The sequence below is a fragment of the Caballeronia sp. GAWG2-1 genome, from assembly GCF_023631405.1.
Classification (GTDB): domain Bacteria; phylum Pseudomonadota; class Gammaproteobacteria; order Burkholderiales; family Burkholderiaceae; genus Caballeronia.
The window spans coordinates 254,349-280,408 of the sequence record NZ_JALQDD010000040.1 but is presented as its reverse complement, the minus strand read 5'-3'; the positions used below and the strand labels follow the sequence as shown (position 1 = coordinate 280,408).

Sequence of the window (26,060 nt, the reverse complement as noted above, 5' to 3'; positions counted from 1 at the left end):
ATGAACGACGAATCGACACAAGACCCCAATCAGGACCTCTCGCGCGGCGATCCGGTCCTGCGCTACTACGAAGCAGAAATGCGTTATCTGCGCGAGTCTGGGCGCGAGTTCGCACGGGCGCATCCTGATCGCGCGCGCATGCTCAATCTCGATCGCGTGGGTGATCGCGACCCCTACGTCGAACGTCTTTATGAAGGTTTTGCGTTTCTCACGGGCCGGCTTCGGCAGAAACTCGACGACGAACTGCCGGAGCTGACAGAAGGCATCGTAAGCCTGCTCTGGCCGCACTACTTGCGGATGATCCCATCGCTGTCCGTCGTGGAACTCTTGCCGCAAGGCGAGCGGATGCAGAAAACCGCATACGTCCCGGCAGGCGTCGCGGTGCGCTCCGCGCCGATTTCCGTGCCGACGGATTCAGGCACAACCGCTGCGCCTCGGACGGTGCAATGCCTCTACCGCACGACGCAGCCCGTCGCCATGCAGCCGTTGCGCCTCTTGCAGGCAGGCCCCGCGGTGCGGCACGACGGCCGTTCGGTCATTCGGATAGCCTTTGAACTGGATAACTCGGCGCGCCGCACGGAAACCGATCTCTCGCGCCTGCGACTACACCTGAGCGCGGATCAGCCGACGGCATTTGCCATGCACCTTGCGCTGACCCGTCAGGTCGACGCCATCGAATGGCGCATCCCGGAGGTTCGTAACGGCGAGGCCCTGCCGTGCAAAGGCGTGAGCATCGAACCAGCAGGGTTCTCTCCTGAAGAACGGTTGTGGCCTAAGTCGGATGCTGCATGTTCGGGCTATCAGCTGCTGCTCGAATATTTCACGTTCCGCGAGAAGTTTCTGTTCGTCGATCTTTGCGGGCTCGACATCGACATGCTTCCGGTGGGCGCGACGCGCTTCGAGTTCGAAATTGTGTTGAAGCACGCATATCCGTCGGATCAGCGTTTTAACAAAGACAATTTGCGTCTCTTTTGCACGCCGGTCATCAACCTGTTCAGCCTCGACGCCGAGCCGGTGGTAATCAATCATCACGAGACGGAGTATCGCGTGGTGCCCGCGGGGCATCAGGGCGGGCACGTCGAAACCTATTCGGTCGATGCCGCCGAATCTTTCGATCACGAAACCGCCGAGCGCTTCGAATATGTTCCCTTCGCGACGTTTCGACATCGCGGAGGCATGTTGCGGCACGAGTCGCCCGAACGATACTTCCATACGCGCGTGCGGCCGGGTATGGACGGTCTACACGAGACGTGGGTGATTCTTGGCGGACATGCATGGGATTCGATGCAGACGCTGCCAGAGGAAAGCATATCGCTACGCGTGACCGGCACCAACGGAATGTTGCCGCGTAAGGGTTTGCGCGAAGCGCGCATCGACGAGCTCGCGCTCAGCACGCCAAACGTGGGCGGCGTGCGTAATCTCGTCGCGCCGACGCTGCCGCTTTATCCGCCCACCGGCGACCGGTTTCAGTGGCGCGTGTTGTCACATCTCGCGCCGAATTTTCTATCGATGCTCAACGCCGAGGTCTTGCGCGGCGCGCTCGCACTTTATGACTGGACCAACGACGAACTCAACCGGCGGCGGCTCGCCGGCATTCTGCACGTCTCGGAGCAACTGCTGGAGGAGATTTCCGGCGGCGCTGTGGAGCGCGGCGTGCTGATCGAAGTGACGCTCGACTCGCAGGCGTTCTCGGGCGAAGGCGACGTGATGCTGTTCGCCGAACTGCTGCATCGCTTCTTCGAACTGTATGCGGAAATCAATCTCTTCACGAAGCTCGCCATCGTGAGTCTGCCGTCGCAGGCTCGCATCGAATGGCCGCGCAGCAAGACGCGGCGTGCTCCGCTATGACGGCGCGCGATCTATCGGGGGTCGAACCGTTCGTCGCCGCGTTGCTCGCGCGCGCGCCACGAATGAGCTTCATGCAACTGTGCCGTCTTTTTGAGGCGAGCGAGCCGAACAGGCCGGGTTTCGGCGAGCGTGATACGCCCGAACACGAACCCGTGCGCTTCAGGCCGCGCCCGCGTATGGGCTTTCCCGCAGGCGAAATGGCGAGTATCGAATACGCGGACGAGGGCGATGCCCTGCTTGCGCCTACCGTGCGCACTACGTTCATGGGTCTGTACGGCGTCGATGCGACGATGCCGACGCATTATCTCGACGATATCGTCCAGCGCGAGGAGGGGCACGAAGCAGTCGAAGCGTTTCTCGACCAATTCAATCATCGGCTGGCGACGCTGCTTTATCGGACGTGGAAGAAGTATCGCTATCCGGAAAGTTTTTGCCACGGCGGTACGGACCAGCACTCGCAAAAGCTTTTGTGTCTCGCTGGTTTCGGCTGGGGCAACAAGCCCGCGCGCGCCGGTTTGCCAGATTCGCGCATGCTCGCCTTGCTAAGTCTGATGGTTCAACGTACTCGCACGCCGGAGGGTCTGGCTGGCGTCATTGCGCTTGGTGCGCCCGGCGTGGAGGTCAGGGTCGATGAGTTCTGGCCGGTTGCGAAGCGCACGGAACAGGGTTCGCCGCTAAGCGCGAAAGACGTGGGTGCCGCAAGCGCCGGCAGCAAGCGACGTGGCCTCGGCGGAGGTTATGTGCTCGGCAAGCGAATTACCTATCGAAGCCGTGCGGTGCGTGTGACGATGCGTCCGCGCGACGCCGAGCAGGCCAACGATCTCCTGCCCGGTGGTTGGCTGCATCGCGATCTGATGGCACTGGTGCGTCTCTATATCGGCGTCAAGGCCGATGTGCATTTGCGCGTGCAGATGTCCTCGCGTTTCGTTCCGACACCGGCGGTTGGTGTCCTGCTGGGGGCGCGCGCCCCGCGGCTCGGCTGGACCGTGGTGCTGCCCTCCGAGGCGGAACGCGACATCGAGATATCGCTCGGTGTGTGCGAGGCGCTTCCTGCTCCCGGCATCAATCCTTATCTCAAGCCACATGTCAGCCCGCACGCGGCGTGACTTCAATAGCAGAAGGCAATCATGTTGAAACGATTTAGCGCAGCAAGCGTCGCCGCGACGCTGCTGCTTTCCGGATGCGGCGCTTGGCAAACCGTTTCCGATACCTCGGTCGACGCTTATAACGCAGTCTTCCACAAGCGGGTGAAAGTGCTCGACGTGGATCTGACCGCGCGCGCCGGGCTGAATCAGGACGCGGCGGGTCGTTCGACTTCAGTGGCGGTACGCATTTATCAACTGAAGGACCGCAAGCTATTCGACAGCGCGGCCTATGGCGATCTCATTCGTGACGACAAAACCATGCTCGCGCAGGATCTCCAGGCAAGCCTAGGCGTGGTGGTCAACCCAGCTGCATCGGCGAGTCTTTCACAGCCATTGGAAAAGGAAACGGCATACATAGCGATCGCCGCTTTCTATCGCGATCCGCCTGCGAACGGAAGCTGGAAGCAGGTCGTCGAGGCGAAGAAGCTGTCCGCCGATGCTCCGCTCAAACTCGGGCTATCCGATCGGCAAGTAACGGAGCTCACCGATACTAAGGCAAGCGGCACAAAATAGACTTGCGCACCGGGGCACTGATTCAGTTCGACGGACATTTCGCTCGCGAACCGCGTTCCTCACTACGGACAACGTCCGCCCGCTATCCATGCTCACGGGAGTCTGCATGGCGGGCTGCGCAGCGAATGATAGAAGACGGCTGTGTCGCGGCAATGGCATTCGCTCCCAGGCAAGGGCCCGACGTCCCTCGCTCTCGACGCTCATGGGAAATCCATGAGTTCGGTACTACTGGATATCGACTTGGATTGATCGTATAAAACGGCCGTGCGCATGCGGCGGCTGCGCGCTTCGAAGTGTGGGAAAAAACTAACCGTTCCGGTAAAAACCACCGTCCATGCCTTGACAAAACATGGCCACGCAAGGGCAGAATGCTCTGGTTAGACTTTTTTACACTTTAGTTGGCAGAAGGTTTCTAAACGTCTGAATACAATCGAAATTGTTAAAGATTGTGTAGCCGTCGGGACCAATGACAACGAAGCGAACAACGATACTGTCCATTTTTGGGACGCGCCCCGAAGCCATCAAGATGGCGCCGCTAGTCAAGGCGCTGGAAGCGGAGCCGGGCGTTCGGTCCATTGTGTGCGTAACCGGTCAGCATCGCTCGATGCTGCAACAGGCGCTGGATCTCTTCGATATCGCTCCGCAGTACGACCTCGCGGTCATGTCCGAGAACCAGAGTTTGAACGGGCTGGCCGCGCGGCTGATCGGCGCGATCGATAACGTCATCGAAGAAGAAAAGCCGTGCCGCATTCTCGTGCACGGCGACACCACCACGGCAACGGCAGGCGCGCTCGCGGCGTTTCATCGGCGCGTGCCGGTGGCGCACGTCGAAGCAGGCTTGCGTACCGGCGACATGACGCGGCCCTGGCCGGAAGAAATGAACCGCCGCGTGGTCGATGTCATGAGCGACCTCATGTTCGTGCCGACGCAGCGCTCGGAACAGAACATCGCGCGCGAGACGCTGCAAGGCCGCTCGATCATCACGGGCAACACGGTGATCGACGCGCTTTTGTCAGTGACGAAGCGCATCGACTCGAACGCCACGCTGCGAGCCTCGCTCGATGCTCGCTTCCCGTATCTCGACGATTCGAAGCAACTCGTGCTCGTGACCGGTCATCGGCGCGAAAGCTTCGGCCAGGGTCTGCGCGATATCTGCGCGGCGCTCGGCGAGATCGCCCGGCGTGACGATGTTCAGATCGTCTATCCGGTGCATCTGAATCCGAACGTGCAGGCCACGGTGATCAGCGCGCTCGGCGCCTCGCCGAACGTGTTCCTCATCCAGCCGCAGAACTACATGGGCTTCGTGCGTCTCCTGCAGCGCGCGTCCATCGTATTGACTGACTCTGGCGGCGTGCAGGAAGAAGCGCCCGCGCTCGGCAAGCCGGTGCTCGTGATGCGCGATGTCACCGAGCGCCCCGAAGCCGTGCAGGCCGGCACCGCGCGGCTCGTCGGCACGGATCGCCATGCAATCGTTTGCGCTGTGTCGCTGCTTCTCGACGATGAAAGCGCCCGCGCCGCCTTCGCCCGCAGCGTGAACCCTTATGGCGACGGCCATGCCTCGTCGCGCATCGTCTCAGCGTTGCTGGACCGTCCTTTCGAGGAGTTTCGCCCCGACTTGCGCGTGTCCGAGGAGCAGCATCGTCTGATGCGCGCGGCGGTTGCGTAGTGCGGCAGTGCGCGCATCGCGCGAAGCGCCGCAAGGCCGCGAAGCGAACGATGCGGATATCGAACGAAATAACTGCCAGCTTGGGCGTTGCACCAAAAAGACCATCGCAATCTCGCGCGTTCGCGCTCTCGAGCCTCTTCGGGCGACAGAGCGGCTGTGCGTGAGAATGCGCCAAAATTCGAGCCATTCGCCTTGATCAACGACATCATCAAACCGCGCCGATTGCGCGTCGCACTCGCTTTGACCGCTGCATGGGCGGCCTTTTTCATGGCGCTTCCGTGCGCGGCGCTCGCCGCCGCCGGCGATCTTGCAAGCACGTTCGCGCATCTCGGGCTCAACGGCCGCGAAGCGCGCACGGTGACATTACGCGAGCTAGGGCTCTTGCAAGACGTCACGCTGAGCGCACCCGACACGCGCCAGGAGTTCTATCTCCCCGTTCCCGCCGATGTCCCGCTCAGCGACGCCACGCTGCAACTCGACGGCGGTTACGTACGCGGCGACGGCGGACGCGTGACGATGCTGCTCTCGCTCGACGGCTCGCCCGTGCTCTCGCGCGCCTTCACGCAGGACGCGGGCAACGTTGCGGTGAACATCGGCGTGGACGGCGCGCCGCGTTCGGCCGGTTTCGTGCGGCTCGGGCTCGGCTTCGCCTCGGTAATCAATCAGAACGTGTGTACGGACCAGACCGCGATCGGCAACGTGCTGCGCGTGCGTCCGGAAACGCGTCTGACCTTCAGCTTCGATCCCGCCGATATTCGCGATCTGCGCACGGCGTGGAGCGCGCTGCCTTACGCGCCGGTGCTCGCGGTGTCGTCGCCAAAACTCGCCAGCGACGCCTTCGACACGGCCTGGCGCACCGATGCGCTCCTGCAACGCGACGGCAAGCGCCCGCTCGTGCAGGCGCTGCCAGCCGTGGGCGATACGGCCGACCTGACCGGCATCGACGTGCCCGCGGCTTTGCGCGCGATTCCCGCGTTCAGCGCGCTGGCCTCGGGCGGCAAGCATGCAATAAGCGATGACGCCGAACTCGGCGCGCTCGTCGCGCTCGGAGCGCGCGCGGCGTTCGGTCCGGACGTGATCGTGGCGGATGACGGCATGAGAAAGCGCATCGTCGGCGCGCTCGATTCGTTGCGCGCGCAAGTCGCCACCGCTTCCCCCGATGCCGTGCCCGCCTTCGACGAATGGCGCGCCCGCACGATGAATACGCTGACAGCGCCGCTCGCGCCGGGCGAGGTGCGCATTGCGCATGTCGGCGGACGCGCGGTGATCGTGGTCGGCGACACGCGCGGCATCGGCGCGCTGGCGGCAAGCTGGCGGCCCATCGATGTATCGAACCGGCTGATCGTGCATTCGATCGATGCCGACCAGCGCGTGCGCGGCGACAACATCGCGCTTTCGGAGCTCGGCGGCGATCCGCGCAGCATCGACGTGCAGACCAACGCGTCGTGGTCCGCGCGCTTCGACCTCGCCGCGGCTTCGGGCAACGGCCGTCTGCCGCAGAACGTGGTGCTCGACCTCGCGGCATCGCCGACACTCTCCAACGGCGGCGCGACCGCCACGGTGTATTTCAACGACGTGATGATCGGCGCGCGCCTCTTGAACGTGGATGGCGTGCGTCAACGCATCGTCGTGCCGATTCCGCGCTATGCGCTTGCACGCACCAACGAATTGCGCGTGAGCTTTCGCCGTCAACCGGATGCGGGCTGTCAGGCGCGCCAGGCCTATCCGGTCGCCGTGTTGCCGACGAGCCATCTGCAACTCGGCAACTCCACGCTCGACAACACCTTCGCGGGCATGGCGGCGCGCTTTGCATCGGCGGCGACGGTTTACGTGCCGCACGCCTGGCTCGACGATGCGTTGAACAGCGTGCCGCGTCTCGCTTATCTGACAGGCGCGGCGGGCGTCGCTCCCGTGCAGGCGAAGTTCGCCGTGAGCGAGTCGGGCGCGACCGTGCATCCGGATGGCGCGTTCCTCGCCGCCGATGTCCCGCTTGCCGACGAGCACAATCCCGCCGTCTATTCGGCCGACAGGCTTTCGCTGAAGTCCGCTTCGGGCGACATGCTGCTCGACATGTCGGGCCTTTCGCGTGTCGCGGTGGTGAGCGTGGCGAGCTCAAACGGGCAAAGCGGCGTGGTGTATCGCTCGGCGGGCGCCATGCCCGTACTCAGCGACAAGCTGCAACTCTCGCGCGGCGACATTGCCGTGGTGGACGGCAGCGGCGTCCTCAAGCAGTTCGATACCGTGAATCCCGACGAACTCGTCGATGAACCGGCGGGCAGCTCCGACTGGATCACGCGGCACTGGGCGCGCTGGGGCATTCCGGCCGTGCTCGTGGTGTTGTTGCTGGTGCTGATCGCGCTGGCGGGTCAGGCGCGCCGCAGGCATCTGCGCCGGCAGAAGAAGGACAACGGCGCGTGATCCTGGAAACGATCAGGTGGTACGGCCAGATACTCGTCGCCGAGTACTACCAGACACTTGAATACGTCGCGGCGGTGGTGGCGACGATCATCCTGCTGTCGAGTCTCGATGATCTCTTCATCGATATCTGGTTCTGGACCCGCAAGTTCTGGCGGCGCGTGACGGTGGAACGCCGTTACGCGCCGCTCACCGTCGAGCAGCTTTACGCGCGCGACGAGCAGCCGATCGCCATCATGGTGCCCGCCTGGCAGGAGCACGATGTCATCGCGCCGATGATCGAAGACCTCGTGCGCGTGCTCGATTACCGCAGCTATACGATTTTCGTCGGCACCTATCAGAACGATCCGGCGACGATCCGCGAAGTGGAGCGCATGCGGCATCGCTACAAGCATTTGCATCGCGTGGAAGTGCCGCACGACGGGCCGACCTGCAAGGCCGACTGTCTCAACTGGCTCGTGCAGGCGATTCTGCGCTATGAGTTCGAGGCGGGCGTGGAGTTCGCGGGGATCGTCATGCACGATAGCGAAGACGTGCTGCATCCCATCGAACTCAAGTTCTTCAACTATTTGCTGCCGCGTAAAGACATGATTCAGTTGCCGGTGGCATCGCTCGAACGCAACTGGTTCGAACTGGTCGCGGGCACGTACATGGACGAGTTCGCGGAATGGCACGCAAAGGATCTGGTCGTGCGCGAAAGTCTCGCGGGTGCGGTGCCCTCCGCCGGCGTGGGCACGTGCTTCTCGCGCCGCGCGATGCTCGCGCTCGTTCGGCAGACCGAGAGTCAGCCGTTCAATACCGAGAGCCTCACCGAAGACTACGATATCGGCGCGCGCATTCTCAAGATGGGCATGCAGTCCATCTTTCCGCTGTTTCCGGTGCAGTTCACGTCGCGCCGCAAGGTGTGGTTCGGCCTGGGTCCCGAGCGCGAGATCACGACCACCATGCCGCTATGCGTGCGCGAATTTTTCCCCGACACGTTTCGCACAGCGTACCGGCAGCGGGCGCGCTGGACGCTCGGCATCGGCTTGCAAGGTTGGGCGCTGACAGGCTGGAGCGGCACGCTCGCCAACCGCTATCTCTTGCTGCGCGACCGCAAGGGCGTGGTGACGGCGTTCGTCGGCATGCTGGCCTATCTGCTTGCCGTGCAGTTCATGCTGTTCGCGAGCGCTTCGTACTTCGGCTTCACGAATGATTTCTTTCCGTCACCGTTCATCGATTCCGGCTGGCTGCAGGCGCTGCTCGCCGCGAACTTCGTCGCGCTCTTGCTGCGCGTCACGCAGCGCATCATCTTCACGACGCGGCTTTACGGCTGGGAGCACGGCATTCTGGCGGTGCCGCGCATGGTGATCGGCAACGTGGTCAACTTCATGGCGGTGTCGCGCGCGTGGCGCCTTTTTATCGTGCATGTGGTGACGGGAAGGCGGCTCGCGTGGGACAAGACGATGCACGATTTCCCGAGCGTGGATGGCTTGCGCAGCACGCGTCAGGACCTCGGCGACTTGCTGGTGTCGTGGCAGGCGATCGACCCCGAACGGCTCGAACAGGCGAAGCAGACGGACCATGCGCGCGAAGCGCCGCTCGGACGCGTGCTCGTCACGCGCGGCTGGCTCGACGAGGAGACGCTCGCGGAAGCAATCGCGTTTCAGGCGGACTTGCCGCGTGGAAGGTTCGACGTGGCTCGCATGCAGAACGAGCCGGGCGTCGCGGTGCCGCCGGAAACGCTCGTGCGCCTGCGCGCCATGCCCCAGGGCGCCGACGCGAACGGCAACGCGATCTTCGTGAGCGCCAGTCTGCTCGATGACGCGGCGCTCGCCGAATTGCGCGAAGCGACCGGCTGCGCGGTATCGATCAACGTGGTGCGCGAAAGCGAGATCGCGGCAGGCTTGCGGATGTTGCGCGATGTGGGCGTGTCGGCGCTTTCCGGCGACGAGCAGACGGCCGCGAAGGCGGTGAACGACGAGGCTGCGCGCGGCGTGCCCTTGCTTGGCGACATCATGATCGAGATGGGCCTCGTCACGCGCCGCGCGTTCGAAACGGCGTTGCAGAATTATCGGCCGGAGCGGCATGGACGTATCGGCGATTACATGGTCGCCGAACGCGTGATTACGAGCGAAGCGCTCGCTTCGGCGGTGGGCGAGCAACGGCGCCGGTATGCGAAGCGGGCGGGTGGGCAATGAAGCGCTATCGTGCGCGCCTGCGTGGCGAAGAATCGGCTTTGCGGGAAAGAATCGATTTGGTTGCGAGAAAGCATGGGGCTCGATTGCACACCGGAACGATGCCCGATCGTCAGGTGCCGAACGCGCGCCGGATGACGCCGCCGGCAACGCGCGCGACATCCCGCGTCGCTCGCGTCATGTTCTGGACCGCCGCGATGATGTGCGCGAGCGGTCACGCACACGCCGATGAAACCTTGCCCTTGCAATTGAGCGGCGCGCCGTATCGCATTGCGCGCGACGCTTATGCGGCGTTCGGCGAACATCGATATGCCGATGCCACCGCGTCGGCGCGCGAGGCGATTCGGCAGCGGCCGGACGTCGTGGGTTTGCGCGTGCTGCTGGCCAATTCGCTGGCGGCGCGTGGCCGTCTGAAAGAAGCGAGCCACGAACTGTCCGATGCGATCGCGCAACTCGGACCCGTGCCCGCATTGATTTCGCGCCGCCGGCAGATCGATACGTCGATCGCGGGCGGTGGCGAAGGGCATCCGGGCGGTGGCGGCGCCGGCGATCTGCAAGGTCCGGCGCTCGTGGCCGCGCGCGCGGCGTATCGCGATTTCGGCAAGAAGGATTACGCGGCGGCCGTGCGCGAGAGCCGTGAAGCCGTGCGTCTCGCGCCGCAAGTCGAGCGCTTGCGCTATCTGCTCGTCGATTCGCTCGCCGCTTCCGGCGACGATCCCGCCGCTTACGCCGCCGCCGACGATGCCGCGCGTCGCTTCGGCGAGAACAACGAATTGCGCACGCGGCGGCGTTATATCGGCGATCGGCTGGCGCCGGTGGAATCGAAGGCGGCGTATGCGGCGCGTGCGAATGGCGATTTCGTCGAAGCGGAAAGCCATGCGCGCAAGGCGGTGGCGTTCGCGCCGTCGCGGATGGAGTTTCGCACGCAGTTGCTCGAAACCCTCTTCGCGCGTGGCGATCTGGCGGGCGTGGAAGCGGCGGCGAGCGATTGCATCGCTATCGATCGCAACGACGCGCTCTGGTGGACCTTGCGCGGTTATGCGCGTGCGGCGCGCGGCGCGAATGCGGACGCGGATTTCGCGCACGCGTTGGCGGTGGCGCCGGAGTCGCTGTCGCAGGCGGGGGATACGCGGGCGAACGTTGGGGCGCAGGCGGATGATGAGAACGATGGTGGCGCGATGAGCGTTGCTTCGTCGGCATTGCGGAATCAGCGCCAAAGTGACGCTGCCAGTGCAAAGACAAGCGCCGACCCCTCAGACCCAAGCAGCGCGATGCTCGCTGGTTCGGCGGCAGTGCGCCATCGACCACGCGGCAGCGAAGCTACGGATGCAAACGTGAACGCCGACACGCAAGGCAGCGCCATGCGCGCCGACCCCACGGGCATCGAACTGGAACGCGTGTTGATCGCCGAAGGCGACGCGCGCCGCGCCGAAGCCGCGGCTTCCGGCGAAAACGTGATGTTCGACGAAGCCGATGCGCGCCGCGCCAATCCGTCGATTGCGGGCGTAACGCAGTCGCGCGGCAACCAAGCCACGAACGACGTGGCCTCGACGAGCGGCCAAGCCGCTTCCGCAGCCGAACGTCGATACCGCGATGCCCGTGTGGCACGCACGATCATCGCCGATGTGCGGCTCGCGCAGAACCGTCCGCAAGCCGCGCTCGACGCGCTGCCGTACGTATCGCAACGAAACGCCGCCGCGCTCGACGATTCCGACGCAGCCATCGCTTTACGCCGTCAGCGCGCAAAGACGATGCTGCAAATGGCCGCCGCCGCGCAGAACGACATCGACCCGCGTGCGCGGCCGACCTTCGATTGCCGCGAAGACCGCTACGGCGCATCGTGCGATGTCTACGCCCACGACCCCGCGCTCGCCGACACGCGCGCCGCACGCTTGGCCGAACGCGATGGCGAGCATGGCGAGGCCATCGACCACTGGCGCAATGCAGTCGCCGCCGTACCCGACGATCCGCAATTGCGCATCGCGCTGATCGATGCGCTCGCGGCGGCGGGAAAAACGCGCGAGGCATCGAAGGAAGCGCGCGCGGCCATCGACGCCAATCTGCTCGATTCGATGAGCGACCTGCAGGCGGCCTTCATCGCGTCGCGGGCGGGCGAGCGGCAGCTTGCGCTGGACCGTTTTGCACGCGCTGAACGAAGCGGGACATTGCCACCGGGCGCGCAAGCCGATGCGGGTTATGCCGCGCTTTCGATGCATCGCAACGAGGAAGGCGCGCGCTATCTCGAACGCGCGATGGATCGCACCGCGAGCGCGCCTCACGCAGACGACGCGCTCCCGCCGCAAGCCGTGTACGACGCGCGCGCGGCCCACGCCGAAGCCACCCGCGACTGGGGCTTCAGCATGAACGTGAACTATCGCGGCAGCGGCGCGCAGCAGGGCTTTGCGTTCAACCCGACGCCCGGCCTGTCGAGCAACTGGCAAGCGGGCGCGGAGGCGTACTGGCGCCCGTTCGGCAGCCTCGGCGACCGCATGTTCGAAGTCTATGCGCGCGGTTACGAGAACTTCGGCGTGCAGGGTAGCGGACCGTCGGGGGCATCGACGTTGCAGGCCGCGTTGGGTGCGCGCGTGAAGCCGTTTGCATCGGTGAATGCGATCTTCGCCATCGAAAAGATCTTGCCGATAGGCTCGGACGTGCGCTCCGACTGGCTCGCGCGCGCGGCCTATTCGACCGGTTTCGGGGACACGCGCCGCCTCGACGTGCCGAGTTGGTGGACCGGCACGTTCTACGGCGAGGCGGGCCATTACCTTGTGAATCCGTCGACGTATGCGACCGCGAACGCGCGGCTCGGACGCACGTATCGTATCGATTCGATCAGCCCGCGCCTCACCGTGTTTCCGCATGCGGTGGTCGGCGTGGACTACGATTCTGCAATCGATCGCAGCGTGCCGGTGGGCATCGGCGCGGGCGTGGCGGCGCGTTACTGGTTCCGTGGCGATGGTTACGATACGACGCGCTCGTTCGTCGATATATCGGTGCAATATCGCGTGCGCGTGGCGGGCGACGATCGCGCGAAGGGCGTGTTCTTCGGTGCGGTATTCTCGTACTGATGGCGCTCATGCTGCCGATGGGTTGGATGCAGTGCAGGTCTTGCATGTACGAGGTTTATGACATGTTCGCGGGTCATGCGTTTGCACGGCGATTACGCGCTTCGTTGTTCGCGGGGCGCAGTGCGCGCGGCGCTCGGTCGCTTGCTTCGTCGCGTGTAAGTGCGGGCGGCGGCGTCGATCAGTCGCCTGGATTGGGCTCGCAGGCAGATGCAACCGCAAGCGCGTTGCCCGCGCGGACTTCGCGCGCCGTTATCCGTGTGATGACGACGGCGTGCGTGTTCGCATCGATATGCTTCGCGAGCGCGGCGCCGGCGCAACCGCCGCGCATCGTCTCCGGCATCGTCTGGCAGCCGGACAACACGTATTACGATCCGCACGGCGACTGGGACAAGCTCGGCGCGCACGAACTGATCGTCCAATGGACGGCGGTCGATGGCATCTCCTTCGTGCCCGGCGCGGGCTTTCGGCCGGCGCCGCGCATGCCGGACTGGGAGCGCATTGGACGTGAGCCTTGGGCACGCGATGTGATCATCGGCTTGTCGGGACGTTTCAGCGAAGCGGTGGCGCGTGCGAATGCCGCGCAGCTTTCCATCGAGTCGATGCGTCTGGCGGATGTCGTCTTGCCGGTGCACGTGACGGGCTACTACTTTCCCGTCGAGATCGATCCGACCTGGCAGGATGCGAGCGCGCTGCGCACATTGCTCGATGCGTTGCCCCGGCCGCTCTGGATCAGCGTCTACGATCGCGCGAACGTGGGTGGGAATGCGATCGCCGAATGGCTCGATGGCTGGCTGCCGCGCGATGTCGGTGTGCTCTTGCAGGACGGATGCGGCGTCTATGCGCGCGAACCGCGAGTCGCGCGGCAATATGCGGATCAGCTTGCGGCGCGCCTGGGGCGCCATCGCGTGAGAATAATCGCGGAGGCGTTTCGACCGAATGTCGGTGGCGGATTTCGCTCCGCAACGGTCGATGAACTGAAGCCGCAGATCGATGCTTATCGCGGATATAAAACCTATCTTTTCGATGGGCCGCATTATGTGTCGAACGAGCTCGTCAAAGATCTGCTCGATGCCTATTCAATCAACAGAGCGCAGTGAACGTCAAAGCATCGGCATATGCAAATGATGCGGATCGGCCAGCATATCGGCCACCCGCTTCAAAGCCTCCCTGCAATCCTCGCGATTCTGCGGTCCACCCAGACACAAGCGCAACGCATTAGGCGGATTGCCATCCGTTGAAAACGCCGCGCCCGCAACGGCTCCGATCCCCTGATTACGCAACTGCAACGCCAATTCCGAAGCGCTCCAGTCACACAAGTCGGGCACGGGCAACCAGAGATGAAAGCCATGCGGATGCGCGCTAAACGGAAAGTCGCGCAACGCCTGCGCCGCAATCGCCTGCCGCGCGATCGATTCCTCGCGCATGGCATCGAGCACGTCGGCGGCGGTGCCGTCGTTGATCCAGTGCGTCGCCAGCAGCACCGTATATGGGCTCGGCATCACTGTCGTCGCGCGCAACGCGCCAGCGATACGCTGCGTCTGCCGTGGCGTCGGCGCCTTGAGATACGCCACGCGCAAGCCCGCACCGAAGGTCTTCGATAAGCCCGTGACGTGATAAGTCAGCTCGGGCGCGAGCGCGGCAAGCGGCGCGGGCGCATCGAGCGGCAACATGCCGTACGGTTCATCCTCGATGATCGGCACGTTATAGCGCATGGCGACATCCGCCAATGCCTCGCGTCGTTGCGCGCTGATGGTCAACGTACTCGGGTTCTGCAAGGTCGGATTGCAGTAGAAGCCGCCTGGCTTCTCCGTCTTGCAAAGCGCTTCGAACGCATGCGGCAGCGGCCCCTCGTCGTCGCGCGGCAACGCCTGCAAGCGAACCCCGAGTTGCGATGCGATAGCCTTGATGCCAGGATACGCCAGCGTATCGAGACAGATCATCTCGCCCGGCCGCGCAAGCTGCGAAACAAGCGCCACCAACGCGCTATGAATGCCGGGACAGACGAGCACCGTATCGTCCTCGCAATCGGGCAGTCGCATACGCAGCCACGCACGGCCCGCCGCGCGATCCGCCGCCGTCCCGCCGAAGTCCTGATAGCGCAACAACTGCCACGGGTCCGCACTCTGCATCAGACTGGCCGCCGATGCCCGCAAGCGCGCCGTCAACCCAGGCGGCTCGGGCGGCATGTTCATCGACATCTCGACGCTGCTGCCGCCCGCCAGCGGCAAGGTCTGCGTTCGGCCGCGCACGAAGGTGCCGCTGCCCGCGCGCAGATCCAGCAAGCCGCGTTTGCGTGCTTCCGCATAAGCGCGCGCGACGGTCGTGTAGTTGAGGTTCAGGACGTCGGCGAGATCGCGCAGTCCCGGCAGACGATCGCGCGGACGCAAGCGGCCGCTCGCGAGATCTTCCTCGATGAGATCGGGAATCGTCAGATAAGCAGGCTTGCGGCTCTCTTCGAGCTTCCTGATCCAGTGATGCGCGGGCTGATTCATAGGCGCGATCTCCCTTGTGTGCATGCGATCAGCCAAGCATGCCGCATCAAAAAAGATCGCATAAGCCTGGGCAACTTGATTGCATTGATCGCATCGATGCACGGCTTCGGTGTCGCGCGCACCAGCGCCATGCGCGTCTGCGCCGAATTCGTGCGCGCGATCTTCATTGATTGCATCGACAAAACGTCGCGAAGCGTTACCCATCATGGCGCGTGAAAATTTTTTCGGCGCGCATCGCCGCAGCGCTTTTTATTGATCGCGAAGTGATTGCATTTCGCGGGCCAATCATTGGCATATCCGTTGCGTTTGTAGGCTCGCCGTCGCGACAACTCGATGCGCGCCATATCAGACACCACCATCGGAGAATGCCATGCCCGCAGTCACGCAACCGCTTCACAAGAACGGCGATTATCTGGTCGACTACGAAGAGAAGGTCTTCGAGGATGTCAAAGCCGAGCCCGGCGAAAAAGCGCTCGTCACGTTTCATACGGTCGCGTTCGAAGGCTCGATCGGCTTCGTGAATCTGCTGCAGGCGACGCGTCTGCAACGCAAGGGTTTCGATACTTCCGTGCTGCTCTACGGCCCCGGCGTCACGCTCGGTCTGCAACGCGGCTTCCCCACGCTTGGCGACGAAGCCTTCCCCGGTCATCTCAACTTCAACAAGCAACTACAGAAGTTCATGGCCGAAGGCGGCAAGGTCTATGCATGCCGCTTCGCGTTGCAAGCGCTGTATGGGCACGGCGAAGCGTCGTTGATCGAAGGCATCCGGCCGATCAGTCCGCTCGATGTGCTCGACATCCAGCTACTCCATCGCAAGGATAACGCGCTCATCATCCATACGTGGACCGTCTGACGATCATGGCCGCACAGAGCGCAAAACGCATCGTCCGCGCGGCGGCCGTGCAGATCACGCCCGACTTCGAGCGGCCCGACGGCACGCTCGACAAGGTGTGCACGGCTATCGACGAAGCCGCCGCGAAAGGCGTGCAGCTGATCGTGTTCCCCGAAACCTTCGTGCCGTACTACCCGTACTTCTCGTTCGTGCGCGCGCCGGTTGCCATGGGCGCCGATCACATGAAGCTCTACGAACAGGCGGTCGTGGTGCCGGGACCTGTCACGCATGCGGTCGCCGAACGCGCGCGGCTCGGCAATATCGTGGTCGTGCTCGGCGTGAACGAACGCGATCACGGCAGTCTGTATAACGCGCAACTCATCTTCGATACCGACGGCAAGCTGTTGCTCAAGCGCCGCAAGATCACGCCGACGTATCACGAACGCATGGTCTGGGGACAGGGCGATGCAGCGGGTCTCAAGGTCGTGGATACGAGCATTGGACGTGTCGGTGCGCTTGCTTGCTGGGAGCACTACAACCCGCTCGCGCGCTATGCGTTGATGACCCAGCACGAAGAGATCCACTGCAGTCAGTTTCCCGGTTCGCTCGTCGGGCCGATCTTCGCGGATCAGATCGAAGTGACGATCCGTCATCACGCGCTGGAGTCCGGCTGCTTCGTCGTCAATGCGACGGGCTGGCTCACCGAGGCGCAGATCGAAGCCATCACGCCCGATCCGAATCTGCAGCGCGCGCTGCGTGGCGGCTGCAACACCGCGATCGTTTCGCCCGAAGGCCAGCACGTGGTCGAGCCATTGCGCGAAGGCGAGGGCATGGTCATCGCCGATTTGGACATGTCGCTCATCACCAAGCGCAAACGCATGATGGATTCGGTCGGCCATTACGCGCGACCCGAGTTGCTGAGTCTTGCGATCAACGACCGTCCCGCCATGCCCGTCATGCCATTCACCGGAGCCTCATACGATGAGCGCCAGAGAGAACCTGCCAGCGTCGAGCCGGCAATTGATGACTGAGCTTCAGTCGGCGGGCCTGCGGCTCGTCGATCCGCGCGCCGGCGTTTCGAGCCGGCGCGGCGGCGCGGGGCCATCGGATCACAAGGCCGTCACCGTGGATGGCGTGACGATCATGGTGCCCGTGCATACGAGCACCGCGTGGAACTCGCCCTTCGTCGCGGGCGAAGCGGACGCGAACGGCACGAGCGCGCTGATGCGCAATGCGATCCCTATCGCGAGCATCAGCTTCCCGAAAGCGCCGCGTTTCTATGCGATGCAGACGCTCGACGGCGTGCCGTACTCGCACATCGCCACCTTGCACAGCAAGGACGTGCTCGCGACGACGGTGCTGCAAACCTGCATCCGCTATGAAAGCCGCCGCAAGTCGTGCAAGTTCTGCGCGATCGGGCAATCGCTCGCGGCGGGGCGCACCATCGCGCACAAGACGCCCGAGCAGCTTGCCGAAGTGGCGCGCGCGGCGGTTCTGCTCGATGGCGTGAAGCATATGGTCCTCACGACCGGCACGCCGCCCACGCCGGATCGCGGCGCAAAAGTGCTGTGCGACAGCGCGTTCGCCATCAAGGCCGCCGTCGATCTGCCGATTCAGGCGCAGTGCGAACCGCCCGATGACGACCGCTGGTTCGAGCGCATGAAGGCAAGCGGCATCGATACGCTCGGCATGCATCTCGAAGCGGTGACGCCCGCCGTGCGCGATCGCATCATGCCGGGCAAGGCCAGCGTGCCGATGTCGCGTTACATGGAAGCGTTCAAGGCAGCCGTCGCCGTCTTCGGACGCGGACAGGTCAGCACGTACATTCTCGCCGGCCTCGGCGATAGCGCGCAGTCGATCATCGACATGTCGCGCGAGTTGATTGCGCTCGGCGTGTATCCGTTCGTCGTGCCGTTCGTGCCGATCAGCGGCACGCCGCTCGAAGACCATCCCGCGCCGGAGCCGGAATTCATGCGTTCGGTGCTCGCGCCCATCGGCTCGATGCTCGCCGAAGCACAGATGCGCTCGACCGATATCAAGGCCGGCTGCGGCAAGTGCGGCGCGTGTTCGTCGCTTTCATCGTACGAGGTGTGATCATGTTCGTCGAAGCCGATGTGCCCGATCTCGATTACTCGCCGGTCGAATATCGCGTGAAGTGGGCGACGCTGTCGTGGGAAGCGAGCGAAGCCTACAAGCTGCGGCGCGCGGTGTTCTGCATGGAGCAAGGAATATTCATCGGCGATGACCGCGACGCTATCGACGAACGCGCGCAACTGCTCGTCGCGCTGAGTTGCGTGGCGGGCATGCCGGAACAGGTCGTCGGCACGGTGCGCATCCACGAGGAAGAGCCCGGCGTGTGGTTCGGCTCGCGTCTTGCCGTGCACGCTGCGTTTCGCTCGCACGCGAAGATCGGCGCGACCTTGATCCGGCTTGCGGTATCGAGCGCGCATGCGTTGGGCTGCGAGACGTTTCTCGCGCACGTGCAGTCGCAGAACGCGCCGCTCTTTGCGCGCCTGCGCTGGGATTCGCTGAAGGAGGAAGCCATTTTCGGGCGCCCGCATCATCTGATGCAGGCGCAACTCGATGCGTATCCGCCGTGCGTCACGCCGCAAAGCGGCTTCGTCGCGCTGGCGCGCAAGCCGTCATGAGCACGTTGTCCGCACTGGTCGAGCGTTTGCGCGAGAGCCGCGGCTTTCGCCACAAGCGCGATATCGCGGATGTCGTGAGCCGCTTGCCCGACAACCGTCTCGATCTTTCGCAAGCGGTTGCAATCGGCGACGACTGCGCGGCTATTCGCGATGGCGACGGCTTTCTGCTCTTCGCCATCGAAGGCATGGTCAGTGACTTCGTGCGCGCCATGCCGTGGTTCGCGGGCTATAGCGCGGTCATGGTCAACGTGAGCGATATCTACGCGATGGGCGGCCGCCCGCTCGCCGTAGTCGATGCGTTATGGAACGCGAACATCGAGGACGCCTCCGAAGTGCTCGCGGGCATGACGGCCGCATCGGCGACGTACGGCGTGCCTGTCGTCGGTGGACATAGCAACGTGCAGAGCGACGGCGCGCAACTCGCGATGGCCATTCTCGGCCGCGCCCGCAAGCTCTTGACGAGTTTCGATGCACGACCCGGCGACGCGCTTCTGATGGCCGTCGATCTGCGCGGCAAGTATGAAGACCCGTATCCGTTCTGGAATGCGTCGACCGATGCGCCGCAAGGCCGTGCGCGCGACGACTTCGAGATACTGCCCGCGCTCGCTGAAGACGGACTCTGCGATGCGGCGAAGGACATCAGCATGGCGGGCGCGCTCGGCACCGCGCTCATGCTGCTCGAATGTTCGAAGGCGGGCGCTCGTATCGATCTCGATGCCATCCCGCGTCCCGCTGACGCCGACCTCGAACGCTGGCTCACCGCCTTTCCGAGCTTCGGCTTCGTGCTGTCGGTGCGCCCCGAACATGTCGATGCCGTGCGCGCGCGTTTCGAAGCCCGTTCGCTGGCGTGCGCCGCGATCGGCTCGGTGGATGCGTCGCGCGAAGTGGTCGTCGAACGTGGCGGGGAAAGCGCGCTGTTATGGAATCTGCGCGAAGAAGGCTTCATTTGCGCGAGGAGCGCGACATGATGCGCATAGGCTTGCTCACGCATTCGGTGAATCCGCGCGGGGGTGTCGTGCATAGCCTCGAACTCGCGCGTGCGCTCCACGAAAGCGGCCACCTCGTGACGATCTTTGCGCCCGCGCGTGAAGGCGAATCCATGTTCCGCGCATCGCCGTGCCGCGTGGTGCTGGCGCGCGTGGCCGGAACGCGCGATGGTCTCGCCGCAATGGTCGATGAGCGCATCCGCGCGCTGAAACATGCGCTGATCGAAGAAGGCGCGGAGAGCTTCGATGTTCTCCATGCGCAAGACAGCATTGGCGGCAATGCGCTCGCCGAGCTTAAAGCGGAAGGCTGCATCAAGGGATTCGTGCGTACCGTTCATCATCTCGACAATTTCGACGATGCGCGTCTTTCGCACTGGCAACGTCGCGCGTGGCAAGACGCCGACGCCGTGCTCTGCGTCAGCGATGCATGGACGCGCACGATGTACGACACGCATGGCGTGCATGCGCGCACGGTGAGAAACGGCATCGACAGAACGCGTTATGCGGCGCGCGCGGACCGACAGCGCGACGAGTTACGCAAGCGCTTCGCGATAGGCGCGGGGCCGGTCGTGCTGGCTGTGGGCGGCATAGAGGCGCGCAAGAACACGCTCATGCTGCTCGAAGCGTTTGCGCTGCTGCGTGCGCAACGGCCATCGGCGCAACTGGTGCTTGCCGGCGGCGCGAGCCTGCTCGACCACGACGCCTACACGCGCCGCTTTCTTGCGCGTGCAGCCGAGCTCCGCCTCGATCACACGCAAGTGATCCTTACCGGTCCCTTGCCCGACGATCAGATGCCCGCGCTGTTCAGCATCGCCGATGTCGTCGCCATGATCTCGCTACGCGAAGGCTTCGGCCTGGTCGTACTCGAAGCGCTGGCGAGCGCCAAACCCGTCATGGTCTCGCATATCGAACCCTTCACCGACTATCTCGACGATCGAACCTGCATCTTTACCGATCCACATGACGCCGCTTCGATTGCCAAGGCGCTTGCAAAAGCAATGGACGGTGCACACGACATCGATTTCGATCAAGCCGTGCCGGCCTTGCTCGACCGCTACACATGGCAGGCGAGCGCTGCGCATCATCTCGACATCTACGGCAAGTGGCTGCAAAGCCTGCCGCTCACGACCGTCTAAAGGAACGCCACCATGCCTGTCATGCACTTTCGAATTCGCTGGCCCGATGGCGTCGAAGCGAACTGTTATTCGCCGTCCACGGTTGTCGGCGAATTCTTCACACCGGGCAGCACCTATCCCGTCGATGACTTCGTCGCGCGCTCACGCGAGGCGCTGACGATAGGCTCCGAGCGCGTGCGCGAGAAGTACGGCTTCGCGTGCTCGGCCGCGATGGATCAACTCGCGCAGATCGAAGCCGACGCGGGCCGCTTCGATGCAAGACCCGGCGCGCTCGTCACCGTGCTCGCGCTCGATTGAAGTCCTTGGATCAAAGGGAATCGGAACATGTCGAACGTCACTTCCACAGAGACGCACTACAGCGTGATCGTCGTTGGCGGCGGGCAAGCCGGGCTGTCGGTCAGCTACTTTCTGCAGCAGGCGAACATCGATCATCTCGTGATCGAGAAAGCGACCGTCACGCATACCTGGCGCACGCAGCGCTGGGATACCTTCTGCCTCGTCACGCCGAACTGGCAATGCGCGTTGCCGGGCTACCCGTACACTGGCGCGGACCCGCATGGCTTCATGAAGAAGGATGAGATCATCGACTATCTCGATGGCTTCATCGCGAAGGTCAATGCGCCCGTGCTCGAGCAGACCGCCGTGTTACGCGTGCAACGTGATGCAGCGGGCCGCTATGCCGTGAAGACCACGCAGGGCGAGTTCACGGCGGATCAGATCGTGGTGGCATCGGGCGGCTATCACACGCCTATCGTCCCGCGCATGGCCGAACGCTTGCCGCAGGAGATCGCGCAGGTGCAGTCGTCGGAATATCGCAATGCGGATCAGTTGCCACCGGGCGCGGTGCTCGTCGTCGGATCGGGCCAGTCGGGCGCGCAGATCGCGGAGGACTTGCATCTCTCGGGACGCAAGGTGCATCTCGCCGTGGGCGAAGCGCCGCGTTGCGCGCGGTTTTATCGCGGACGCGACGTGGTCGACTGGCTCGCGGACATGCGCTACTACGAAATGCCGGTGACGGATCATCCGTTGCGCGAAGGCGTGCGCGACAACACCAATCACTACGTGACGGGCCGCGACGGCGGCCGCGATATCGACCTGCGCCGCTTTGCACAGGAAGGCATGGAATTGTTCGGGCGGCTGCAGGATCTCCGCGATGGCAAGCTGCGTTTTGCGCCCAACCTGCGCGCGAATCTCGACGAAGCCGACGATATCTACAACCGCATCAACATGAGTATCGATGGCTTCATCGACAAGCATGGCATCGACGCGCCCGCAGGCGAACGCTACGAACCCGTGTGGCAGCCGCAAGACGAGCGCACCGAGCTTGCGTTGACGGACAGCGGGATCACGTCGGTGGTGTGGTGCATCGGCTTCACGCCGGACTTCAGCTGGCTCGATGCGCCGGTCTTCAACGGACGCGGCTACCCGACGCACCGGCGCGGCGTGACAGCCACGCCCGGCATCTACTTCGTGGGCTTGCCGTGGTTGCATACATGGGGCTCGGGCCGCTTTTCGGGCGTCGCGCGCGACGCGCAATTTATCGTCGATGCGATCTGTGCCGAACGGGCCGCCACGGTCGATCAGATATCGATCGCGTGCGCCTGATGCTCGACGCGAGTGAAACGGCCCGCGCTAAAACGAACAACGAAGCGGGCCTTGGCCACACATTTACTTCACCGATGCAGCGCTATTGAGCTGTGCATAGTCGGCGGGCATGGCGCCGGACGTCAGCACGGTGGCAGGCAGATGCTGCGTGTCTTCCGCCGATACGGCGCCGACGAACTTCCAGCCGGCCGGCATCTTCACGAACGTGTAGCCCGTGGGTTGATCCACGAACACCGAATAAACCGGACTCGCTTGCGACACGACAGGCGCGGCGGTTTGCGCAAACGAAACCAGCGGCGCGGCCAGAACGAACGCGGCGGCCAAGGCGGTAATAGATGATTTCATGTTGATGCTCCAGAAAGCTGAATTGTGTAATGATCGACACACATATTAAAACACTGGTCCGTGCAAAGGTCCAGATATTTTGTTACGATCAACACAGAATTCAGAATTCCATGGAACGCACCAATCGCGTGCCACGTCGTTCATAAAAATGGAGACGACATGACGCTGCATCGAGATGAAGTCTTGGAGACGGTTCACAAGACGCGTGGCCGACCGCGCGCCTTCGACCGCGACGCCGCCCTCAGGCGCGCGATGGAAGTGTTCTGGGCCAAGGGTTTCGACACCTGTTCCATGGCCGATCTCGTCGATGCCATGGGCATCAACTCGCCGAGCCTTTATGCCGCGTTCGGCAGTAAGGAAGACTTGTACCGCGAGGCGATCGCGCTCTATTCCGCCGCGGAAGGTGGCGCGGCGGTGCGCCAGTTGCGCGCGCACGAGTCCGCGCGCGACGGTTTGCGCGCCATGTTCCGCACGAGCATCGAGCTTTTCACGAGCGGGACGGGGTCACGCGGCTGCATGATCTTTCTGGGCGGCATGTCGGTGGCGCCGGAGCACGGCGAGTTGCGCGACGAGTTGCGCAAGATTCGCCGTCAGGTGGCAAGCGCCATCGCCGCGCGGCTCAACGATGCGCGCAAACACGGCGAGCTCCATGCCAACGCGGATATCCATGCGCTCGCTGCGCTTTGCATGACGCTCTTCGCGGGCTTGTCCATCGAGGCGCAGGATGGCGTGCGTCGCAACGCGCTGTACGCCGCGGTCGATCAGTTCATCGCGAGCTTGCCGTTCGAATCGAAATGAAAGCGCCGCTCAAGGCCGACACGCACATCTGGCGCGCGCCGGAACTCGGCGCGGAACTGCTGCGCGGCCGCTTTGCCGATTTCTCCTACGACGTCCATGCGCACGACACCGCCTGTTTCGCGCTGCTGACGGGCGGCGCCATCCGCATCCGCATGCGCGGCACGGAGTTCGTGGCGCGACGTGGCGACCTCTACGCCATCGACGCCGATGAACCGCACGCGGGCTGGCCCGTCGACGAAGCCGGCTGGACGCAGCGCACACTCTATGTCGATGTCGCGCATCTGCGTGCGCTCGCGGGCGACGAACGTATGCGCGGCGGAGGGCTGATCGGCCCGATCATTCGCGATCCGGCGTTGTGCGCGGCGCTTCACGATGTGCACCGGTCATCGGAAGAGCAGGGACCGTCGCTGTATCGCGACGAGCGGTATTTGCAGTTCGCGGCGCGTCTCACCGGCCGGCATATGACGGATCGCACGAAGGACGCAAAAGCGCCGCGCGAACCGCGCGCCGTGGCGGCCGCGCGCGGGTTTATCGACGAACGTCTGGGCGAGCAGGTGCATCTGGAAGATATCGCGGAGGCGGCGAATTTGCCGCCCTATCGCTTGTTTCGCGCCTTCAGTCGTGAAACCGGCATGACGCCGCACGAGTATCAGCGGCAGGCGCGCGTGCGCGTCGCCATGGCGTTGATCCGCGATGGCGGCGCGTTGAGCGATATCGCGGCCGCGACCGGTTTCGCGGATCAGGCGCATCTCACGCGCACTTTCCGCCGCATGCTTGGTGTCACGCCAGGCGCATACAAGACGGCGACGCGTTGAATCGAAGCAAGTTTATTTAAGCAGGCCGAGATTCGCGACCGCTTTGCTGACGGGCTTCTTGTCGCCGATCAGTGCGAGACCGACATAGCGCAAGGCCTCGGTTTCCACGCTGGCGACGGCATCGCGGAAGGCGTCGTAATCGGTCGTTTGCTGGCCTTGCACGGGAAACGTCACGACATCGCACGATGCGGCCGCGGCCTTCGCGCGCAACGCCGATAACGTGTCCTGATCTGCCGCCAGGACTGCAATGCCGATGGGAATCAGCCCCGGATGCGCGTGCCCGGAGGCATCGACGAGCGGCGCGCCGACGAGCGACGGATGCCGCTGCCCCACCGTCAGCGCCAGCACCGCCGCCGCGTTCGCCGCCCGGCCGGTTGGCAGTTCGCTATCCACCACGATCACGCAGCGTTGCGGCCGCGCGCTTGGTTCATGTTGTTCTGGTGATGCGCTCGTCATAAGGGCTGTCCGTTTCGGTTCGAAGTGACCCATTGTGAAAGCGCTGGCGGCTCGTCGTCTTGAATCCTGTTGCACGCATGTTGCAACGCTGGCGCGTCGGCGCAGGCATTCTGAAAGCCTCGAACCCTTTCCTGCCGGGCAAAACGCTGAAATAACACGAAAACCTAGTCGTAACCCGCGTTATGAAGCGTTTGCTTTTCGTGCAAACTGCGCATATTCGAGACGTAGCTCGCATTGTTCGTCGCTCCTGCTGGAAACCTCAATCGACCCGACCGCCATGCTCGCTGAAACGCAGTCGCAGACTGCCCCGCCCATTACCGACATCGAACAACTCGCGGAAGACTACGCGCGCTTTGCCCGCCGTACGCCTTCCGAAATGGGCATTTGTCTGCGTTCGCTCCTGCAGCGGCGCGACATGCTGACAGTGGCGAGCGCGCACGGCCAGATCGTCACGCAACTGCTGGAAGTGGACCCGCGCGAAGGGCGTATCGTGTTCGACTGGGGCGGCGTGGAGTCGGACAATCGCGCGTTGCTCGCAGCGCCGCAGTTGTACTTCAAGGGCGCGCCGGAAGGCGTACGCGTCGAGTTCACGACGGGCCCGGCGCAAGCGGTGAGCTTCGAGGGACGACAAGCGTTCGAAGTATCGTTCCCGGAAGCCGTCTATCACGTGCAGCGCCGCGAGTACTTCCGCGTGCCGGCGCCCATCCTCGATCCCTTCTTCGCCAAGGGCACTTATCCGGACGGTGACCCGTTCCACTGCGAAGTGCACGACATTTCGCTTGGCGGCGTCGCGCTGCGCATGGATACGCCGCGCCTCGCGGAAACGGAGATCGGCACGCTCTTCACCGATGTCCTTTTGAACCTCGGTGCGGGCGGCTCGCTTTCGGTGGATCTCGCGCTCGTCTCGCCGCGCAGTATCACGACGCCGCGTGGCGACGTGCGCTATGTCGTCGGCTTTCGCTTCACGCGGCTTTCGGGCTCGGCGGAAAGCGTGTTGCAGCGACTCATCACGCGCATCGAGGCGAAGCGGCGCAGCCTGTCGGCGTGAGCGCGGACAGAGGAAACGAGACGCGTGGAGTAGAATTCGGGCCTCATTCCAGCAGTTAAGACGAAGC

23 protein-coding genes are annotated in these 26,060 nt (G+C 63.9%); 20 read left to right on the top strand and 3 right to left on the bottom strand.

The features are described from left to right. From tssF to NCR98_RS28225, 8 genes are all read left to right on the top strand, one after another. On the top strand, positions 1-1,848 hold the full coding sequence (gene tssF, locus NCR98_RS28260) for a type VI secretion system baseplate subunit TssF (protein WP_250528006.1): 1,848 nt from the start codon (positions 1-3) through the stop codon (positions 1,846-1,848). Further along, entirely contained in the window at positions 1,812-2,954 is a 1,143-nt protein-coding gene (tssG, locus tag NCR98_RS28255) for a type VI secretion system baseplate subunit TssG (RefSeq protein WP_250528005.1), read from the top strand. The genes tssF and tssG overlap by 37 nt, the downstream gene beginning before the upstream one ends. Before the next feature lie 21 nt (positions 2,955-2,975). Then, complete coding sequence (gene tssJ, locus NCR98_RS28250; RefSeq protein ID WP_250528004.1) at positions 2,976-3,506, top strand: type VI secretion system lipoprotein TssJ; 531 nt, start codon at positions 2,976-2,978, stop codon at positions 3,504-3,506. 466 nt (positions 3,507-3,972) lie between these two features. Further along, positions 3,973-5,172: a non-hydrolyzing UDP-N-acetylglucosamine 2-epimerase gene (gene wecB, locus NCR98_RS28245; protein ID WP_244829942.1), complete on the top strand. Its 1,200-nt coding sequence runs from the start codon at positions 3,973-3,975 to the stop codon at positions 5,170-5,172. Between the two features lie 192 nt (positions 5,173-5,364). Continuing rightward, positions 5,365-7,590, top strand: a complete 2,226-nt coding sequence (locus NCR98_RS28240) for a cellulose biosynthesis cyclic di-GMP-binding regulatory protein BcsB (protein WP_250528003.1) — start codon at positions 5,365-5,367, stop codon at positions 7,588-7,590. Then, entirely contained in the window at positions 7,587-9,767 is a 2,181-nt protein-coding gene (locus NCR98_RS28235) for a glycosyl transferase family protein (RefSeq protein ID WP_244829944.1), read from the top strand. The genes NCR98_RS28240 and NCR98_RS28235 overlap by 4 nt, the downstream gene beginning before the upstream one ends. 131 nt (positions 9,768-9,898) lie before the next feature. Next, positions 9,899-12,832, top strand: coding sequence for an NfrA family protein (locus NCR98_RS28230; protein ID WP_250528002.1), 2,934 nt, complete (start codon positions 9,899-9,901; stop codon positions 12,830-12,832). 44 nt (positions 12,833-12,876) lie between these two features. Beyond that, positions 12,877-13,929 (top strand): alpha-amylase family protein, encoded by a 1,053-nt coding sequence (locus tag NCR98_RS28225; protein ID WP_350029531.1) that lies wholly within the window; start codon positions 12,877-12,879, stop codon positions 13,927-13,929. Between the two features lie 3 nt (positions 13,930-13,932). On the opposite strand, the gene NCR98_RS28220 is transcribed toward NCR98_RS28225, so the two are convergent. Then, a complete protein-coding gene (locus NCR98_RS28220) occupies positions 13,933-15,324 on the bottom strand; it encodes an aminotransferase-like domain-containing protein (protein WP_250528001.1) in 1,392 nt (463 codons plus the stop codon). 18 nt (positions 15,325-15,342) lie between these two features. Between NCR98_RS28220 and NCR98_RS28215 the strand changes: the two genes are divergently transcribed. The 9 genes from NCR98_RS28215 (at position 15,343) to NCR98_RS28175 (ending at position 22,531) form a co-directional block, all read left to right on the top strand. Beyond that, a complete protein-coding gene (locus NCR98_RS28215; RefSeq protein ID WP_250528000.1) occupies positions 15,343-15,540 on the top strand; it encodes a hypothetical protein in 198 nt (65 codons plus the stop codon). Positions 15,541-15,694: 154 nt separating this feature from the next. Further along, positions 15,695-16,177, top strand: a complete 483-nt coding sequence (locus NCR98_RS28210) for an MSMEG_0572/Sll0783 family nitrogen starvation response protein (RefSeq protein ID WP_244829948.1) — start codon at positions 15,695-15,697, stop codon at positions 16,175-16,177. Positions 16,178-16,182: 5 nt separating this feature from the next. After that, complete coding sequence (locus tag NCR98_RS28205; protein WP_244829949.1) at positions 16,183-17,187, top strand: Nit6803 family nitrilase; 1,005 nt, start codon at positions 16,183-16,185, stop codon at positions 17,185-17,187. Beyond that, positions 17,180-18,250, top strand: coding sequence for an MSMEG_0568 family radical SAM protein (locus NCR98_RS28200; protein ID WP_370652265.1), 1,071 nt, complete (start codon positions 17,180-17,182; stop codon positions 18,248-18,250). Before NCR98_RS28205 ends, NCR98_RS28200 begins: the two co-directional genes overlap by 8 nt. A 2-nt stretch (positions 18,251-18,252) precedes the next feature. Next, positions 18,253-18,804, top strand: a complete 552-nt coding sequence (locus tag NCR98_RS28195; protein ID WP_244829951.1) for an MSMEG_0567/Sll0786 family nitrogen starvation N-acetyltransferase — start codon at positions 18,253-18,255, stop codon at positions 18,802-18,804. Then, entirely contained in the window at positions 18,801-19,772 is a 972-nt protein-coding gene (locus tag NCR98_RS28190; RefSeq protein WP_250527999.1) for a sll0787 family AIR synthase-like protein, read from the top strand. Before NCR98_RS28195 ends, NCR98_RS28190 begins: the two co-directional genes overlap by 4 nt. Further along, positions 19,769-20,926 (top strand): MSMEG_0565 family glycosyltransferase, encoded by a 1,158-nt coding sequence (locus NCR98_RS28185; RefSeq protein ID WP_250527998.1) that lies wholly within the window; start codon positions 19,769-19,771, stop codon positions 20,924-20,926. The genes NCR98_RS28190 and NCR98_RS28185 overlap by 4 nt, the downstream gene beginning before the upstream one ends. 12 nt (positions 20,927-20,938) lie before the next feature. Then, positions 20,939-21,223, top strand: a complete 285-nt coding sequence (locus tag NCR98_RS28180; protein ID WP_244829954.1) for an MSMEG_0570 family nitrogen starvation response protein — start codon at positions 20,939-20,941, stop codon at positions 21,221-21,223. Between the two features lie 27 nt (positions 21,224-21,250). Then, the gene (locus NCR98_RS28175) at positions 21,251-22,531 is read left to right on the top strand and encodes an MSMEG_0569 family flavin-dependent oxidoreductase (protein WP_250468701.1); all 1,281 of its coding nucleotides are present in this window, start codon (positions 21,251-21,253) and stop codon (positions 22,529-22,531) included. Between the two features lie 63 nt (positions 22,532-22,594). Here NCR98_RS28175 and NCR98_RS28170 read toward each other — a convergent pair whose 3' ends face one another. Beyond that, the gene (locus tag NCR98_RS28170) at positions 22,595-22,876 is read right to left on the bottom strand and encodes a hypothetical protein (protein ID WP_250510803.1); all 282 of its coding nucleotides are present in this window, start codon (positions 22,874-22,876) and stop codon (positions 22,595-22,597) included. 159 nt (positions 22,877-23,035) lie between these two features. On the opposite strand from NCR98_RS28170, the gene NCR98_RS28165 reads away from it, so the two are divergent. Both NCR98_RS28165 and NCR98_RS28160 read left to right on the top strand, forming a co-directional pair. After that, positions 23,036-23,674 carry a TetR/AcrR family transcriptional regulator gene (locus NCR98_RS28165; RefSeq protein ID WP_250527997.1) on the top strand — a complete coding sequence of 213 codons (639 nt, stop codon included), beginning with the start codon at positions 23,036-23,038 and terminating at the stop codon, positions 23,672-23,674. Beyond that, positions 23,671-24,489: a helix-turn-helix transcriptional regulator gene (locus NCR98_RS28160; protein ID WP_244829958.1), complete on the top strand. Its 819-nt coding sequence runs from the start codon at positions 23,671-23,673 to the stop codon at positions 24,487-24,489. Before NCR98_RS28165 ends, NCR98_RS28160 begins: the two co-directional genes overlap by 4 nt. Positions 24,490-24,501: 12 nt before the next feature. Here NCR98_RS28160 and NCR98_RS28155 read toward each other — a convergent pair whose 3' ends face one another. Next, complete coding sequence (locus NCR98_RS28155; protein ID WP_250527996.1) at positions 24,502-24,945, bottom strand: DUF2000 domain-containing protein; 444 nt, start codon at positions 24,943-24,945, stop codon at positions 24,502-24,504. 277 nt (positions 24,946-25,222) lie between these two features. Here NCR98_RS28155 and NCR98_RS28150 point away from each other — a divergent pair, with 277 nt between their 5' ends. After that, positions 25,223-25,993, top strand: a complete 771-nt coding sequence (locus NCR98_RS28150; RefSeq protein ID WP_250468695.1) for a flagellar brake protein — start codon at positions 25,223-25,225, stop codon at positions 25,991-25,993. Positions 25,994-26,060 lie beyond the last annotated feature (67 nt).